Source organism: Microcoleus sp. N3A4 (assembly GCF_036701805.1).
Taxonomy (GTDB): Bacteria; Cyanobacteriota; Cyanobacteriia; order Cyanobacteriales; family Microcoleaceae; genus Microcoleus.
The window spans coordinates 19,711-35,677 of sequence record NZ_JAUBRJ010000051.1; the positions used below are offsets into that span (position 1 = coordinate 19,711).

The window sequence follows — 15,967 nt, forward strand, 5'->3', positions numbered from 1 at the left end:
CAATCATCTAACGGATGAGGGGGGATGACTTGACTGCGGTAGTGCAACAATCTGTCAGTCCTGCCCGGAGTGCGGGACTGACAGATTGTTGCACAAAGAGAGGATTCAGATTGGCTAATATTTTAGCACACTAAGTACGGAAGAACCTGGCTCTGGTGCTAGATGTGAGCAGACACAAAAAAAACAAGGTATGTCAACGAATGTTTTGAGCCTAAAATCTTCTTCCCTTCTGCCTTCTGCCCTCTGCCTTGCCTCAACAGTAAATATTAATGCCGACCTACTTAATTATCTCTGTGCAAATTGTCGTGTCGATCGAACACTGACTTGAGCTTGCTGCGTAATAACCGTTGAATATATAGATGCTTGCCTGGTTTCACCCGAGTCATGGTTCGGATAACCAGATTGTCGGCATCAAAATTTTCTAGTCCTTCAATTCGCGTGGGTTCCAATACTTCTGGGCATTCACTCTGAAGCTGCCGTCCGGCCTCATTAATTAATTCATACACTGCATCCAGATCCAAACCTGGTGGAACTGGAACATCTACCTTGGCATAGCTGTATTGTTTGGAGTAATTGACGATTGAGCCGATTTCTCCGTTGCGGATAATTTGTAACTGTCCGTCTGCGTGACGAACATGAGTAGTACGGAGTTCGATGGCTTCAACTTCTCCCTCCAAAATCCGGTCTTCTCCCTTCCCTACCTCTATGTAGTCACCCACAAGATAGTAGTTTTCAAACAAAACGAAGAAGCCGCAGACAATATCGTTGATTAAGTTTTGTGCCCCAAACCCCACAGCTAAACTGACTATACCTGCTCCAGCCAGAATCGGAGCTGGATTGATGCCGACTAAATTGAGAACAATAATTCCTCCGACAAAATAAGTCAGATACTTTAAGATACTTTTGAAGAGGGGAATGATAGTAAGACGCCGCTGCCGCTGCAAATCGGTAAGATGATCGGTTTTGAGGACTAAATCTTCTAAGATGATATTAGTAAATTCAATAAAGACTCCGCACAGGAAATAGAGTCCAATTATCTGGATGATTTGACCTGAATAATTCGCAATCCAAGCGATGGAGTCGATGTCTTGAATAATTAGAGTTGCGATCGCAACATACAAACTGTATTCCAGTGCCTTCTTCAGTGCTGGCACTAAGTGTCGAAAGCGTTCATAGTGACGCAATACATTTTCGCTGCTGGAGTAACGCAGGCTCAGAGCATCCAGCGTGTCGATCAGCACAGACAGCACTTTGATGAGCAACTGCCCTAGAGAAACTGCCAGATAAGCTTTGAGTCCGACTCTGAGATACTTGGTGACGACAGCCGGTGCGTTCAGAAAATCGCTGCAAAAAATCAACGCCAGCAGCCAAGTTCCATTTGATACAACCTTTTTGAGCGAGTTAAAAAATACCTCAACGCTTTCGTCGTTGGCGGTGATCTGATCCGAGCCTTGAGCCAGCACGCTGCCCCGATCCAGCACCTTTAGTAGAAAAGGTAGACTGAGCTTGACCAGCAACAGTAGGCTAATGCACTTCAAGAAGGCGATCGCTAGTTGGTTCCAAACCTTGCGGGGAATGCTGCTGAGCAAATTCAGGTAAAAGGACAAGACACTTTTCCCCTGAAAAATCAGTGCCCCATTCACTCCGGCCACCAGCAAACACAGAATGACGCAGGTCACGAGTAATATGACGGTGATATTTTGCTGCAGGTTCGTGACTTTTGGAGAGTGATTCCGAAACCGGGTTGACGCTAGCGCTTTCAAGCTAAAACTAGCCAGCCAGTTCAAAAACACGAACCCAGCCACAAGCCCAGCAATGCCGAAAAGGGTAATGGCTATATCTACCACCATGGGTAGTTTATGACTTCCAAACATTTGACTTTTTCCTGCTCTAAACTATCTAGACTGGTAGGGAAGTGTCCGACTCTGGCAATTCCCTCATATGATTGGGTGAGATAAAAATTATAGAATGAAAGTATCGCATAACACAAAACTCCACAATTTGGCGAGGTTAAGTTGCAAGATTTTAATAGTTAGTGAAGCGTTAAAGCTGACGGGGTAACACAGGGAGCTACAAAGCAGACAGAATCAGGGACATAGCCCGTTGACCCCGTTGATACTAAAGCTTAGGCTACAATCGAGTGCTTTGTGATACAGCATATTCCATGTATATGCGGTACACACAATAAGAGTCGTAAGTAAGGTGCGTCGCTTTCAGAGTCAATCTGCAAGTTGCATTGAACCTGCGGCGGCAGCGACGCACCCTACATAACACGTACCGCACAATAATAGCTTTATAGTGTACTTCACGAACCACCGAATATGCTGTAGTTGTGGGTGCGGAATGTAGGTTAAAAGAGCGAGCGGGACGATCGAACTCGTTAGATCGCTGATTAACCGGACGCGATCTAACGAGTAATTCTGATTTCTGATAACTATTTTCGACAAGGACTAAAGGACACCCGGTGAAAGGCAGATACACCGCAGCGTTCCAAAGCCAATTTATGTTTAGCTGTCCCATATCCCATGTTATTTGTCAAGTCATATTCAGGATACTTAACAGCCATCCGCAGGATTAATTCATCGCGCCAAACCTTCGCCACAATACTAGCAGCAGCAATCTGAATCGATCGCGCATCACCCTTTACCATCGTCTCTTGCTCGATCGCCAAATTGGGAATCCTTTGATTCCCGTCCACCAAACACAAATCAGGAGTAACATTCAATTTCAAAATCGCCCGCTTCATCGCCAATAAAGAAGCCTGCAAAATATTCAAGCGATCGATCTCCCGCACCGAAGCCGCACCAATTTGACAGTCAACCGCCACAGCCCGGATTTTCACAGCTAACCGACTCCGGGCTGCGGCACTCAACTGCTTGCTGTCGCGCACCCCGCAACTTGCTAATTCATCGAGAACTTCGTAGGGCAAAATGCAGGCAGCAGCCACCACGGGCCCGAACAAAGCCCCTCGTCCGACTTCATCCACACCTGCAATTACCAGAGTCTTCGAGGGAGAGGGGGAAAGGGGAAGATGGAAAGATGGGAAGAGAGTAAAAATTTCTACTTTTTCCTTCTTGCTTCTTGTTTTTTGCTTCTTCCCTTTTCCCTCTTGCTTCATGTCACTCATCCAAAAGCGCAGATGAGCGACGGCGGCGGCGGCGGTTGATAGCAGGCTCTTCGGGCTCATTTGATTCGATCGGCTCATTTGATTCGATCGGCTCATTTGATTCGATCGGCTCATTGAGTTCGATCGGCTCATTGAATTCGATCGGTTCATAGGATTCGCCCATCAAATCGATGGTGTCTTCGATCTGAGCAAAATCATCAGTTTCGTCGATCGAACTCTCGCCGTAAATTTCAGCCTCATCATCATCATCATCATCCGAAAATACAGGCTCAACTACCGACCTTTCTGGATAATAATCCCGTTCCTCAGCATTCTCTGCAGACGCCGCCGGTTCAAATTCAAATTCGAGCTGCTCGAAAGGCGGCTTGTTCGGGGTCGCTCCCGGGAGTGTCACCGAAACGATCGCATTCTTAGGATTTTTCACGCTGCGATCCGTAAGCACCAAAGGAGAAACCCCCATCAGAGCATAAACATCCTGCTCCTCCGCCGTCATTTCCACCGAAATCACCTCCGGAGGCTCCACCATCGGCTTCATCAACTCAGACTTAGCCGGCCGCACCCGATCGAAATCCTCGCGCCTGCCAACAGTCGCCATATTCACCAGCCCGAAGCCCTCGGAAGCTGCCCGGATGCCGGGGGGTGCCTGGTACTCAGAGCGCGTATCTGCCACGGGCGCGATCGAAGTATTCGGCAGCCGCAACTTGCTGCGTACCGGTTCCTCCTCCGCCGGGAGGGCAAAAGGCTCTTCACCAATCCGGCGGCGGCGGCGCCGTCTGGTTCCGTTCCCCAAATCCTGATAGCTGGGATGGTTGAGCAAGTCCAAAGGCGAGGCGTTGCTGCCGGTCTCAAAATCCAAACTTTCGCTTTGAGGTTCCCAAGCAGCCCGAGCAGGTTCGGGGGGGCGTTCTTCCCGCACCGGTGCAGGAGTTGCAGCAGCCACAGGCGTCAAGCTGCGGCGTTCCAATCCTTCTGGCAAATTCAACAAAACGCGGTTTGAGGAAGCAACGGTGCGATCGCCCGATTCCCGCACCGCTGCGGCGAAGTCTTCTTCCCCAGGGAGTTGCACCAGATGACCCAACCCGCTGCAAGTAGGGCAAGTGTGACCGAACAACTCGTAAATATTTTGACCTTGGCGCTTGCGGGTCAGTTCTACCAGTCCCAATTCCGACAGTTGAGCGATTTGCGGCCGAGCTTTGTCAGCTTTGAGAGCTTTATTGAAATGTTCCAGCACCTGCAACTGATCGCGGCGGGATTCCATGTCAATAAAGTCAACAATAATCACCCCGGCAATATTGCGTAACCGCAGTTGTCTGGCAATTTCCGTTGCTGCTTCGCAATTTGTCCAGAGTACCGTTTCCCGAGCCGTCGCCGATCGAGTAAACGAGCCAGAGTTGACATCGATCACCGTCAGCGCCTCAGTCGGCTCGATAATCACATAACCCCCCGAAGGCAAATCCACCCTCGGTCTGAGGGCTTCTCGAATCGCAGCGTTAACCCGGAAAAATTCTAAAATCGAGGCGCGCTCTCGGTGGTGGTCGATCAAAACTCCCGCAGGCAGTTTACCGCCATTCCAGCTCATCAACTGCTGCTTCACCCGCTTAATTCCATTTTGCGAGTCCACCACAATCCGATTCACGTCACCGCTGAACATATCTCGCAGCACCCGCTGGATAAAATCGTCATCGCGGTTGAGCAGTGCCGGCGCCCGCGAGGTACCGCCTTCGAGTTGAACGGCTTCCCACTGTTTTTGAAGGACTTCCAAATCTTCCATGATGGCTTCTTCAGTCATCCCTTCAGCTTCGGTGCGTACCAGCAGCCCCATCCCGGCCGGCTTCACCAAAATAGCCAGGGCTCTGAGGCGATTGCGCTCAGCTTCCGACTTGATCCTGCGTGACAGATTGACTCCCCTGCCGTAGGGCATCAGTACCAAATAACGACCCGGCAGGGTAATGTTGCCTGTCAGCCGGGGGCCTTTGCTGCCCGTCGGTTCTTTCATTACCTGTACCACCACTTTCTGCTGGGGGGTCAGGAGTTCTGTAATTGCTCCGGCCGAGCGTTTAAGGCGCAGCGGGCCGAGGTCTGTGACGTGCATGAACCCGTTACGTTCTGGGTCGCCAATATTGACGAATGCCGCATCTATCCCGGGGAGTACATTCTCGACAATTCCCAAGTAAATGTCGCTGACTTGGTGGCTGCCTGTGGCTACCACAAGTTCTTGGATTTGATCTTCTGAAAAGACGGCAGCAATGCGATGCTGCTCTGCTATAACTATCTGCTTTGTCATTCAATTTCCTCAAAAAACTGGCAGCAAGTTAGAGACACTTACGCACTCATAGTGTTTCTGACTTAGACTGTAATTAGTAGTAGCTTGAAGAGTTATTAGCTGTGAGTTGGTGCAGGGTGGAAGGAAAGTTAACTGTTGACCGTTCACTGTTAACAGTTAACTGTTGACCGTTCACTGTTAACTGTTACAGATAAAGTAGTTAAACCCGCCCGTACAGAGTTATGAGTTATGCTCAGCAGATAAATCTGAGAGATAGAAATAAGGAGGCTTTTATCGAGTTAGGAATATTGAGTTTTGAGTTGAGAATTGCGAAATCAATACTCAAAATTCAACACTTACAACTCTTCCTTTGAACTCAGCGAATAAATTCATTGACACCGTACCAATTTCTTAACACACAACTTAACACTACGAACTGATAACTCCGCTTGCGTGGTGGTTGAGGGTTGGTTGTGAGCGAAAGTAGGTAGGAGTGAAAGCGCCTAGACTTTTGTTGAATTCTTGCGCGATCGCACTCAACAGAACCAGCTTGGCATTCGACTGCAACCTCCGCCCCTGCCAACCCTAAAACCTCGTCAGTCGATTTTAGATTTTAGATTTTAGATTTACTCCACAGATAAATCTGGGACATTGAAATTTAGTCTAAAATCTAAAATTTTGGTTTTCCGCGAATTAAGTCGGGGGCTTATCTCCGTTTTTTGACGGGTCAGTCGATTTTAGATTTTAGATTTTAGGTTTTAGATTTTAGATTTACTCCACAGATGAATCTGGGAAGTTGAACTTTAGTCTAAAATCTAAAATTTTTGGTTCTCCACGAGAGAAGTCGGGGGCTTATCTCCGTTTTTTGACGGGTCAGTCGATTTTAGGTTTTAGATTTTAGATTTTAGATTTACTCCACAGATGAATCTGGGAGCTGGAACTTTAATCTAAAATCTAAAATTTTTGGTTCTCGACGACTTAAGTCGGGGGCTTATCTCCGTTTTTTGACCCGTCAAAAACATCTATTGTTGAATACCCGCTATGCGGTTTGAACCGTGAGATTTTTGAGTAAGCCGACGGCCGACAACCAGTCGATCGGTCGAAATTAATCGCTAAATTTGGTTCATACCCCGCTCCTGCGGGTTTGGCACTAGATTTAGCCTGTGAATGTACAACAAAAAGGCTTGAAGTCTTGAACAGAAGCAATTTGCACCCAGCCCGCGTTGCTGGTTGACGAGGGCGGCGAGCGACTAAAGCGCTCGAGCCGCCGCGGCTTCCATAACAAGCGATTATAGCGTGAAACGAAACATCCCGATCGACTAGAGCCGAAGGTGATATATTCCACCACAGCTCCCCTATTTTAACCATAACCCAGTATTAGTTGACTGCGCTGAACCTGCTGAAGCTGAATTTCCTGCTGGCTGACTTGTTCGAGCATAAAAACAATATGTTCTGGCTTTAGCAAGTTGCCGTCGCTGCGACAACTGCCGGTAAAGCGCAAGACGGCTCTACCTTCGGATGTACCACTCCTAGCAGAGGTGCTGCTTTCTGCTTTCTGCTCTACAAGTTCTAGTTTGTGCAGCCGATCGCGCAAATTGACATCCTGCGTCTTTCCCGACTTAGTAGTGTGCACCCGCCAAAAAGCCTCAGTTTGGGCGATCGTCTTCACCCAAGCTTCCCAGTTGGCATCAGGAGCCACGGAGACAGGAGCAGAATTTTCCCGGTCTAATTCGCCATTTTCTGTCAGCGAGCCCGCTACAGCGACAGTAATCACGTACTCCGCTGCTTCTAATAACTGACTGGCAGAAGGAGCCTTGAGATCGATCGGCTCAACCTTGTAAATCGGAATATTTTCCGGCAGCTTAGCCACCAACTTTTCCCGAAAACTCTCAACATCGATCGACTCAGTGAGCTCAAAGTCGGCAATTTCCCCAGTGCTGGTAACGCCCAGAGGCAGAGCATTTGCCAGAGAAATCCGAGGGTTCGGGTGGAACCCGCCGGTAAAAGAAATCGGCAAATCGGCTCTGCGGATTACTCGATCGAACAATCGCAGCAAATCCAAATGACCCACCAAAGCCATATCGCCCACCTTCCCGAACCAAACCCGCAAACGCTGTTTCCGCTCCGTATTCGGCACAAATTCCCCAGCAAACTCAGGAATTGGCAGGGCATCCACCACCACATTGTGTCCGAAATCGGTGCCGCAAACCCCGCAGCGCGAACACCCTTCAAAGGAACAGTCAGGAACCGTCGCCGCTTCCAAAGCCTTTTGCAAGTCAATTTTCAGCCAGTTTTTGTCGATCCCCGTGTCTAAGTGATCCCAAGGTAAAGGTCGATCCAGTAGGGGCGGTGCCCCCGTGCCCGCCCCCGCAGTGCCCGCCCCCGGCGTTAAATTCATCCGTGTATCCGTGTCCGCATCCGTGTCGTGCTCCTCTTCCTTCTCAAAAAGATTCCACTCGCCGCTTTCAACTTGGCGGTATTTCCAGGTAAGGCCCGACTCATCGATCGCCTGAGTCCAAGCTTTGTAAGCCCGATCCAAACTTTCCCACCACGCATCCATACCGGCGCCAAGTTCCCAAGCGCGGCGGACTACAGCAGCCAAACGCCGATCGCCCCGTCCGACAAAATCCTCCATTGCCGAAATCCGCACGTCAGTGTAATTCACCTTGACGCCCCGCATCCCCCGAAATTCGCCCTTCAAGAGTCTTTGCTTGCGGGAAAACTCAGCACTAGAAACCGAGTGCCACTGAAAAGGAGTGTGAGGCTTAGGCGTAAAATTAGAAATTGTCAAGTTAAAATTCAGTCCCCGCCGGCCATCCACCCTGCATTCCCGGTGCAGCCAGCGGACTGTTTCGGCGATGCCCAGAACATCAAAATCGGTTTCTCCGGGCAAACCGATCATAAAATACAGCTTGATTTTATCCCAGCCGCGATCGACCGCAGTTTTGACACCGCGAAGCAATTCTTCGTTTGTCAAACCTTTGTTAACGATGTCCCGCATCCGCTGAGTACCGGCTTCCGGGGCAAAAGTCAAACCGCTTTGCCGCGTGCCGCCGAGAATGTCGGCAATATTATCGTCAAATCTGTCAACCCGCTGGCTGGGTAGAGACAGAGAAATATTTTGATCTTTCAGGCGGTTTTTGATTTCCATCCCGACTGCTGGGAGTGCCAGATAGTCGGAACAACTCAGGGAAAGCAGGGAAAACTCGCTGTGCCCGGTGGCTTTCATCCCAAGTTCGATCGCCTCTACGACTTGCTGGGGTTCGACATCGCGCGCGGGGCGAGTCAGCATTCCCGGCTGACAGAAGCGGCAGCCGCGGGTGCATCCCCGGCGGATTTCTACTGTCAGTCTGTCGTGTACTGTCTCGACGTAGGGAACTAGCCCGATCGAATAAGCTGGTATCGGAGTCGCGACGCGGCGCAGAATTCGATCGGGAACTTGCGGGCGGTTGGGATGAACAGAACCGTCTGCGGCCATATCGTAGAATTGCGGGACGTAAACACCGGGAATTTGCGCTAAATCCAGCAGCAATGCTTCTCGGCTCAAATTATTAGTTTTGCCTTCTGCCAAAATCAAGCCAATTTCTGGCAGCAATTCTTCTCCATCTCCCAAAGCAATGAAGTCAAAAAAGTCAGCGTAGGGTTCGGGATTGGAAGTTGCTGTTTGCCCGCCAGCAAAAATCAGCGGCATTTGACCGTTTTGGTCATTTGTCGCTCTTTCTTGCCAAGTTAGGGGAATGCCGGCCAAATCCAGCATTTCCAGAATGTTTGTGGCTCCGAGTTCGTAGCTGAGGCTGAAGCCCAGAATATCAAATTCTGTGAGCGATCGCTTGGATTCTACCGCAAACAGGGGAGTTTGAGTCGATCGCAGTTTTGCTGCCAAGTCTGGTGCGGGCAAATAAGCTCGATCGCACAACTGCCTCGGCAAAGCGTTCAAAATGTTGTAAAGGATGATGTGCCCGAGATTAGAAGCACCAACTTCATACACTTCTGGGTAAGTGAGCACCCAGCGCACAGACGCCCTGTCCCAAGGTTTGTGTGCAGCCCCCAATTCGTTTCCCAGATAACGAGCAGGCTGATTGATTTCTGCTGTAAGTAATTCTTCGACTTTTACTGCCACGGCTCGACTCGCTAAATATCTGCGACTCTTAAGCAGCCTAGCTTAAAATTGGCCAACACGCCAACGGCAGTCCTCTGTCTTTTCGGGCCTTTAACCGAATTTGCTGTGTTTTGTTGCTTGTTTTCACCGATGAGGAGGATCTAACAGTGTTGTTTTGCACAGGAGTTTTCGGATTCAAAGCTATCGACATTTTCAAATATCTCAAAAACTCGATCGAGTTGGCTGAGTTCCAGAATCATCCCAATCCCGGGCGATACCGAGCAAATACTAAACCTGCGCCCCATTTTTTTCGCCTGCTTGAGGCCCGAAACCAATGCCATCAAACCAGCACTGTCAATAAATTTTACTGCGCCAAAATCTACGAGTACCGCTACAACCCCGGGGGCTGAAATTGCTGTCGTTAGTTTCTGTCGGAATTCTCCGCAGGTGGCTGCATTCAGGTGGTCTAGGGGTCGAATCACCGTAATTGGTTTATCGGCAAGAAGTGTCTGCATTTGTCAAACCTATGGTTTCTACGTATTTTCAACTACTGCGCTGGACGGAGGTAAGCCTAAACCTACTTGATTACTCTGAGCCTAACTTGCTTTGAGGGAAATCGACCAGTTGTTTTGAGTATTTTTACTGAATCTTTATTTATTTACTCTTTTTTATGAAAGTTTCCGCAAGATTTGGGGAGAAAACGTAAGCTACTATACTATTTTTTATTTTGACCAGCAGGCGCAAGTCTTGGGACTTTTGAAAATTGCGATCGACCTTCCCCTAGCTGTTAGGTTAAACTGAACAATGTAATTGAAATCACTTATTAGTTCTGATTTAGATCACGCACCCGATTAACTCTTCAGATGAAAATTAAAGTGTACGGAGTTATCCGATCTACTATGCAAGCAACCTATGCTATTCGTCAACTTGTAGAAAAAGCCCTCTACATTAAGCAGTTGACGCCTGACATTGAAAACGAAATCAACTACGAGCTCACCCGTTTGGGCTACATCTCGGATATTGATTATGAGGCTTTAGAGTTATTAATGGATGAAATGGATGCCGGTCGGGTGCAATTGGTATCTAGTCGTCGATAGTTGGAACCAGGCAGCCCGGAAAAATCCAAGAGCGAAACAAAATCCTTGCTGGGCAGTAAGTAGAGGAGTGTTAGAAGCATTGACCCCGGCACGGTATGTTTCAATTGAAGCACTCATTTGCTGAGCTTGATATTTGAGGAGATACAGTTAAGGACGATCGTCCCTGCACCTCATACAATTTTAGATTTTAGATTTTAGATTTTAGATTTTAGAATTGAAGAAGTGGGACTAATGATGAGTATCGGGGTTTGGAACTTGTCTACAGTTGCATTCTTTTTTTGACACTGCTATCAGTATCAAAAACTACCAACTTTGAGCAAAATTAAATTTATAACTGTTGGGGCTTGACAAGTTAGCTATAGTTGTGAATTTTACTAAAAAAACGTTTTTCTGCCGAATTGTCCGATCGCTCGAATGCAAGAAAATTGGTTTGTAGTTAGGACATCCCTCCTCAAAGTTTGCAAACGCATTAAATCAAAAATCAAAAATCAAAAATCGTTCGATCGCACCGCCAAACTTCTCACCACAGCCACCAACTCAGCAGGATCGAGAGGCTTGGGCACGTGAACTTGAAAACCCTGCCGCAGTGCCCGTACCCGTTCCTCTACCCTACCAACCGCCGTGAACGCCACCGCCGGAATTTTCCTTTCCACCGCGAGCGATCGCACTTGCCGGAGCAGAGCATCTCCATCAGGGGTGTGCCTCCCGATATCGATCGCCAACACATCAGGATTAAGCCTTGCAATCGCCTCCAGGGCTTCCATTTCCGAGCTGGCAGTCTCCACCGCGGCCCCGCAATCTTCAAGCACTGTACGCGCAAAATCCAGGGAATCCCCGTCGCGATCGACCACCAACACCCGCACAGCAGAAAGGTTGGTGCTGACAAAACACTCATTTACAGGGGCTCGCGCCTTACTTTGTCCAACCGCAAACTCCCCGAGCCCGGAAACAGAAAATCCGCTGTCGCCATCAAGCTGTTTAATTGGCAATCTCACCAAAAAGCTCGCTCCTTGTCCCTTCCCGGCCGATTGCGCTTGCACCGTCCCCCCGTGCATTTCCACAAAATGGCGCACTAGGGCCAAACCCAAACCCAATCCGTTGTACGATCGCGTTGTAGAGCTGTCAGCTTGGCTGAACCGATCGAAAACGTGTGGCAAAAACTCTCCCGCAATCCCTTGTCCCGTGTCGCTGACCTCAATTTCCACCACCGGCGCGGGCGACAAATTTTCACCGCAGGCACATTGCTCAGGGGCACAAGTCCCATCCACCTTCCGCAGCGCCACCCTCACCTGTCCGTACATCGGAGTAAACTTAATCGCATTCGACAGCAAATTCCACGCTACCTGCTGCAAGCGGCCGGAATCGCCAAAAATCCGCCCCGCAGTTGGGTCTAAATCCGTCACAATTTCAATATTTTTGGCAGCAATCGCGGGCGCGAGAGTATCTAGCGCAGCCTCAACAGTCGAAATCACATCCACCCACCGCAAATTCAGCGACTGTTTGCCGGTAATAATCTGCGACACGTCCAACAAATCCTCGATCAGAGTTGCCAGCGATCGCGTATTGCGGTCGATCGTTTCCAGAGCCCGAACAGTCGTTTTTTCGTCAAACTTATGGTAGCGCAGCAGTTGCGCCCATCCCAGCATCGCATTCAGCGGCGTCCGCAATTCGTGGGACAATGTTCCCAGAAACTCGTCTTTAATCCGGTTAGCCCGGGCTAATTCCTGGGCTCGATCGTGCAGTTTTCTTTCCAACTGCTTGCCAACAGTCAAATCTAGAATAAAAGCCACAAATTCGTGGCGCTTTTGGGCAAGCAAAACATATCCGATCAGCACCGCAATCCGGCTGCCGTCAGGCCTCCGGTATTCCTTTTCGTAGGGAGTGCAAACCCCCGTTGCTTGTGCCTCTGCAATCCCCTTTTCGTCGAGAGACCGGTACTCCGGCGGCGTAATCTCAATCCAGTTTAATTCCCCGCGCTGCCACTGTGCCCGAGTGTAGCCAACCATCCGCAAAAATTCGTCGTTAGCCTCGATGATGTCGCCGTTAACATCGCCGAAGAGAATTCCTATCAAATTAGCATCTGCCAACATTCTCAGCTTCTCTTCGCTAGCTTTGAGCGCAGCTTCTGCTTGCTTGCGCTCGCTAACGTCTTGGATGTAAGCCGACAAACCAGAATCGGAAGGATAAAAACGCACCTTCAACCACTTATTCCATAACGGAACGAATTCTTCATACTCGACCGTTACCTTTTCTGCTAATGCTTTGGCAGCCTTTTTGTAAAACGGTAAATCGACAGCCCAGGGAAATAAATCCCACATATTTTTACCCATCAGTTCTGCTTTTGGTCTGCCTAAAAGCTCAATAGCTTTGTGGTTTATATAGGTGTAGTTACCCTTTAAATCGACCGCGATAAAAGCGTCGGTAATGCTTTCGAGAATGTTAGTAATTCGAGCGTTGGCCGATTGCAGTGCTTTAGCTGTCTCTTCTGCTTGCAACCGGGCTGCTTGTTCGCAGGACAAAGCGGCAGCGCATTCTTGTTCTGCCTGTTTTCGATCGCTAATATCGATGTAAGAACCGATGTAACCTGCAAAAGTGCGATCGGGCCTGTACCTAGGTACGCCCGTACCCAAAACCCAGCGGTATTCACCGTCATAGCGCCTCAGACGGAATTCGATCCGGTACTCGCTGCGGGCGTCGAAGGCTCTCCGGTAAATATCCAGACATTCTGGCAAGTCATCGGGGTGCAAACTTTCCATCCAGCCGTTGCCCATTTCTTGCGCCAAAGTTCTACCGGTAAACTCCAGCCAAACTTTGTTAAAGTAATCGCCAAGTTGGTCAGTGTCCGACACCCAAATCATCACCGGCGCGGTATCTGCCATAGTCCGAAATCGAGCTTCGCTCTCCTGCTGCTGTGCTTCGGCTTGCTTGCGTTCTATCCGTTCTTGAACTTCCCGCAAGGCCCGCTCAATCGACGGCACCAGGGTTATCAAACGGCGTTTGAGAACATAATCAGTAGCGCCGCTTTTCAAAGTTTCGATCGCCACTTCCTCGCCCAAAGTAGCCGACACAAAAATAAACGGCACTCCCGGACAAGTAGCGCTGGCGATTTCCAGCGCCGCTATCCCGTTAAAACAAGGCAGCATATAATCTGCCAAAATAATGTCAAAACAGTTTTTTTCCAGCGCGGCGGCAAAATCTTCCCGAGTTTCCACACACAGCAGAGAAAATTCTAGACCTCCATCCATTAGATATGCCTCAATTAGTTCGGCATCTAGGGGATTGTCTTCTACTAAGAGGATATTGAGCGTTTTCACAAAAATTCCTTTTACTTAAATATTAGTTCTCAGACACACAACATCCTTTGTCAGCGGCTTGTTAAGTGTGAACCCAAAAAGTCTGGCGTTTTTAATTGTATAAAAAATGTAAAAATCAAATGGTTTCATAAGCTGAGCATTCACATTTCAATCCTAACCTCTAATCAAGTCTTTTGCTGCTTGCAGCGAGATGAATTTCCCGTCTGACTTGATTGCCTACTGCCTTTGCTTTTCCTTAACTTTCGCCTGCTTTCAATCAATCCGCACCGCTGGGGTCTTGCTTGTGGGAAGCAGTTTAGCTATACCCTGCCGAACAAATAGTCTAGCACTTTCTGCTAGAAACAACTTGCTATTTAGTAATTTATCTCTCTTGCTACTAACTACTGCTACCTCGTTTGGCAGATTATTTTTTTGTAGTGATGCTAGAGTTAGTTCTATATTGCTTTGCCGCTCCTCTCAAGCTCAAATTCGCTTGAATTGTGCCCTTATTTCCTGCATTTCGATCGCTCCAGTCAAAAAAAGTCAAATTTGCTGTTCTGTCTGCTTTACTTTTTACCAGATTTGCCTACCATGCAACAGTTGAAACTGGGCGAATAGTTGGCTTGTCGATCGCCCTTCAAAATCACTTTTTATTTACTAATAATTGCGGTCAAGCTGCATCTATCCAAAGATGTATTTGTGCATCAACACTGAACTCAACCTGCAGAGATTCCGCTGAATTCGTTACAGCGAAGTGCCAACCAGCCTCAAATCTGAGAAAGCTCGATCGACCAATTAATTTCCTACACAAATCACAGAAAATTTCCTCTGGACTGGCTACAGTTGAACCCCAGGCAGCCTCCGATCGATCGGCTTATTGATTGAACCGACCAAAAGTGTCTTAAAATATACAATACGGAGAGCTGTTGCAGGGCCCGCATATATTAAAAGCAAGCCCCAACTTGCAATAATTCTTTAAAATATAGGTACAGGATCGCCGATCCTTAACTCTTGCCCGTCAGAAAGGGTAGAGTTTAGCAGACATTGAAGACGATCGTCTATGGTGACTTCCAGTAAAGCCCGTGCAGTTGCTTTAGTCTCAGGTTTATTCAGGTTATTGGCAACCAGTTACGAGGAGATTTGACCCGCCGTGCTCCAACGCATCAAACAAGACTTAAAAAACGACCTGATCGCAGGTCTACTGGTAGTGATACCCTTAGCTACCACCATCTGGCTGACAATTACCGTCGCCAGTTGGGTCATCAATTTTCTCACCAAAATTCCCAAGCAGATCAACCCTTTTGACGGACTCCACCCGATTTTGGTGAATCTGTTAAATCTCTTAGTAGGGCTGGCTGTACCTCTGCTGAGCATTTTAGTCATCGGTTTAATGGCCCGGAACATTTTTGGCAAGTGGCTGCTAGACTTTGGCGAACGGCTGTTGCAGGCAATTCCCCTAGCCGGTTCGGTTTACAAAACCCTCAAACAACTGCTGGGAACCATCCTCAAATCAAATGATAAATTTCGCCGCGTGGTGTTAGTGGAATATCCCCGGCGGGGAATCTGGACTTTAGCATTTGTGACCGGTACGCTCAATAGTAACGATATCCCGCCTCACCTGTCCGGCGAAACCCCGATCGGCATTTTCATCCCCACCACTCCCAACCCCACCACCGGATGGTACGCTATAGTCCCGGAGGCAGATTTAGTCAATGTGTCAATGTCGATCGAAGATGCCTTTAAAGTCATCATCTCTGGCGGCATCGTCAACCCCAACAACTCAGTTGCAGCCATCAGCGACAAACCTGCGGGCAAAACACTCGAACCCTTGGTATCCGAATCAAGATACCAGCCTGTCCCAGTCGAAGAAGACTAAACCTAGACAGCCTTTGGGTAGAGCTGTCTAGGTTTCTATAAGCCGTAAACTTTCCCAATAACAGATAATATTTGTCCAAAACCGGGAGCATCCCATTTTTGCTTTCAGCTCGTGGACGGTTGCATCAGAATAATATATTTGGCTGATATAGAGTGCGAGCGTCTCGCTCGCGGCATAGGTCGTTCGCTATGGACGACGTGAGCGCTCGTAAA

The 15,967-nt window shown here is 48.6% G+C and carries 9 protein-coding genes; 3 read left to right on the forward strand and 6 right to left on the reverse strand.

Annotated features, from left to right (window positions below; genetic code table 11):
• Nucleotides 1-281 precede the first annotated feature (281 nt).
• From QUA56_RS24820 to QUA56_RS24840, 5 genes are all read right to left on the reverse strand, one after another.
• Complete coding sequence (locus tag QUA56_RS24820) at nucleotides 282-1,850, reverse strand: mechanosensitive ion channel domain-containing protein (protein ID WP_333363034.1); 1,569 nt, start codon at nucleotides 1,848-1,850, stop codon at nucleotides 282-284.
• A 584-nt stretch (nucleotides 1,851-2,434) separates the two neighbouring features.
• Nucleotides 2,435-3,118 (reverse strand): ribonuclease HII, encoded by a 684-nt coding sequence (locus QUA56_RS24825; RefSeq protein WP_333363094.1) that lies wholly within the window; start codon nucleotides 3,116-3,118, stop codon nucleotides 2,435-2,437.
• A gap of 1 nt (nucleotide 3,119) precedes the next feature.
• Nucleotides 3,120-5,411 (reverse strand): Rne/Rng family ribonuclease, encoded by a 2,292-nt coding sequence (locus QUA56_RS24830; protein WP_333363037.1) that lies wholly within the window; start codon nucleotides 5,409-5,411, stop codon nucleotides 3,120-3,122.
• A gap of 1,339 nt (nucleotides 5,412-6,750) precedes the next feature.
• Complete coding sequence (locus tag QUA56_RS24835) at nucleotides 6,751-9,510, reverse strand: TIGR03960 family B12-binding radical SAM protein (protein ID WP_333363039.1); 2,760 nt, start codon at nucleotides 9,508-9,510, stop codon at nucleotides 6,751-6,753.
• A gap of 140 nt (nucleotides 9,511-9,650) precedes the next feature.
• Nucleotides 9,651-10,004: an STAS domain-containing protein gene (locus QUA56_RS24840; protein ID WP_333363042.1), complete on the reverse strand. Its 354-nt coding sequence runs from the start codon at nucleotides 10,002-10,004 to the stop codon at nucleotides 9,651-9,653.
• 384 nt (nucleotides 10,005-10,388) lie between these two features.
• On the opposite strand from QUA56_RS24840, the gene QUA56_RS24845 reads away from it, so the two are divergent.
• Complete coding sequence (locus QUA56_RS24845) at nucleotides 10,389-10,586, forward strand: hypothetical protein (RefSeq protein WP_333363045.1); 198 nt, start codon at nucleotides 10,389-10,391, stop codon at nucleotides 10,584-10,586.
• Nucleotides 10,587-11,074: 488 nt separating this feature from the next.
• Here QUA56_RS24845 and QUA56_RS24850 read toward each other — a convergent pair whose 3' ends face one another.
• Nucleotides 11,075-13,900, reverse strand: a complete 2,826-nt coding sequence (locus tag QUA56_RS24850; RefSeq protein WP_333363048.1) for a PAS domain S-box protein — start codon at nucleotides 13,898-13,900, stop codon at nucleotides 11,075-11,077.
• 479 nt (nucleotides 13,901-14,379) lie between these two features.
• Here QUA56_RS24850 and QUA56_RS24855 point away from each other — a divergent pair, with 479 nt between their 5' ends.
• Together QUA56_RS24855 and QUA56_RS24860 are read left to right on the forward strand one after the other, a co-directional pair.
• Nucleotides 14,380-14,760: a hypothetical protein gene (locus QUA56_RS24855; RefSeq protein WP_333363051.1), complete on the forward strand. Its 381-nt coding sequence runs from the start codon at nucleotides 14,380-14,382 to the stop codon at nucleotides 14,758-14,760.
• A gap of 269 nt (nucleotides 14,761-15,029) precedes the next feature.
• Complete coding sequence (locus QUA56_RS24860; protein ID WP_333363054.1) at nucleotides 15,030-15,755, forward strand: DUF502 domain-containing protein; 726 nt, start codon at nucleotides 15,030-15,032, stop codon at nucleotides 15,753-15,755.
• Nucleotides 15,756-15,967 lie beyond the last annotated feature (212 nt).

Coding starts and splice junctions, on each gene's coding strand:
- QUA56_RS24825 (WP_333363094.1), bottom strand. CDS start 3,118: ATGAAGCAAGAGGGAAAAGGGAAGAAGCAAAAAACAAGAAGCAAGAAG.
- QUA56_RS24845 (WP_333363045.1), top strand. CDS start 10,389: ATGCAAGCAACCTATGCTATTCGTCAACTTGTAGAAAAAGCCCTCTAC.
- QUA56_RS24830 (WP_333363037.1), bottom strand. CDS start 5,411: ATGACAAAGCAGATAGTTATAGCAGAGCAGCATCGCATTGCTGCCGTC.
- QUA56_RS24840 (WP_333363042.1), bottom strand. CDS start 10,004: ATGCAGACACTTCTTGCCGATAAACCAATTACGGTGATTCGACCCCTA.
- QUA56_RS24820 (WP_333363034.1), bottom strand. CDS start 1,850: ATGGTGGTAGATATAGCCATTACCCTTTTCGGCATTGCTGGGCTTGTG.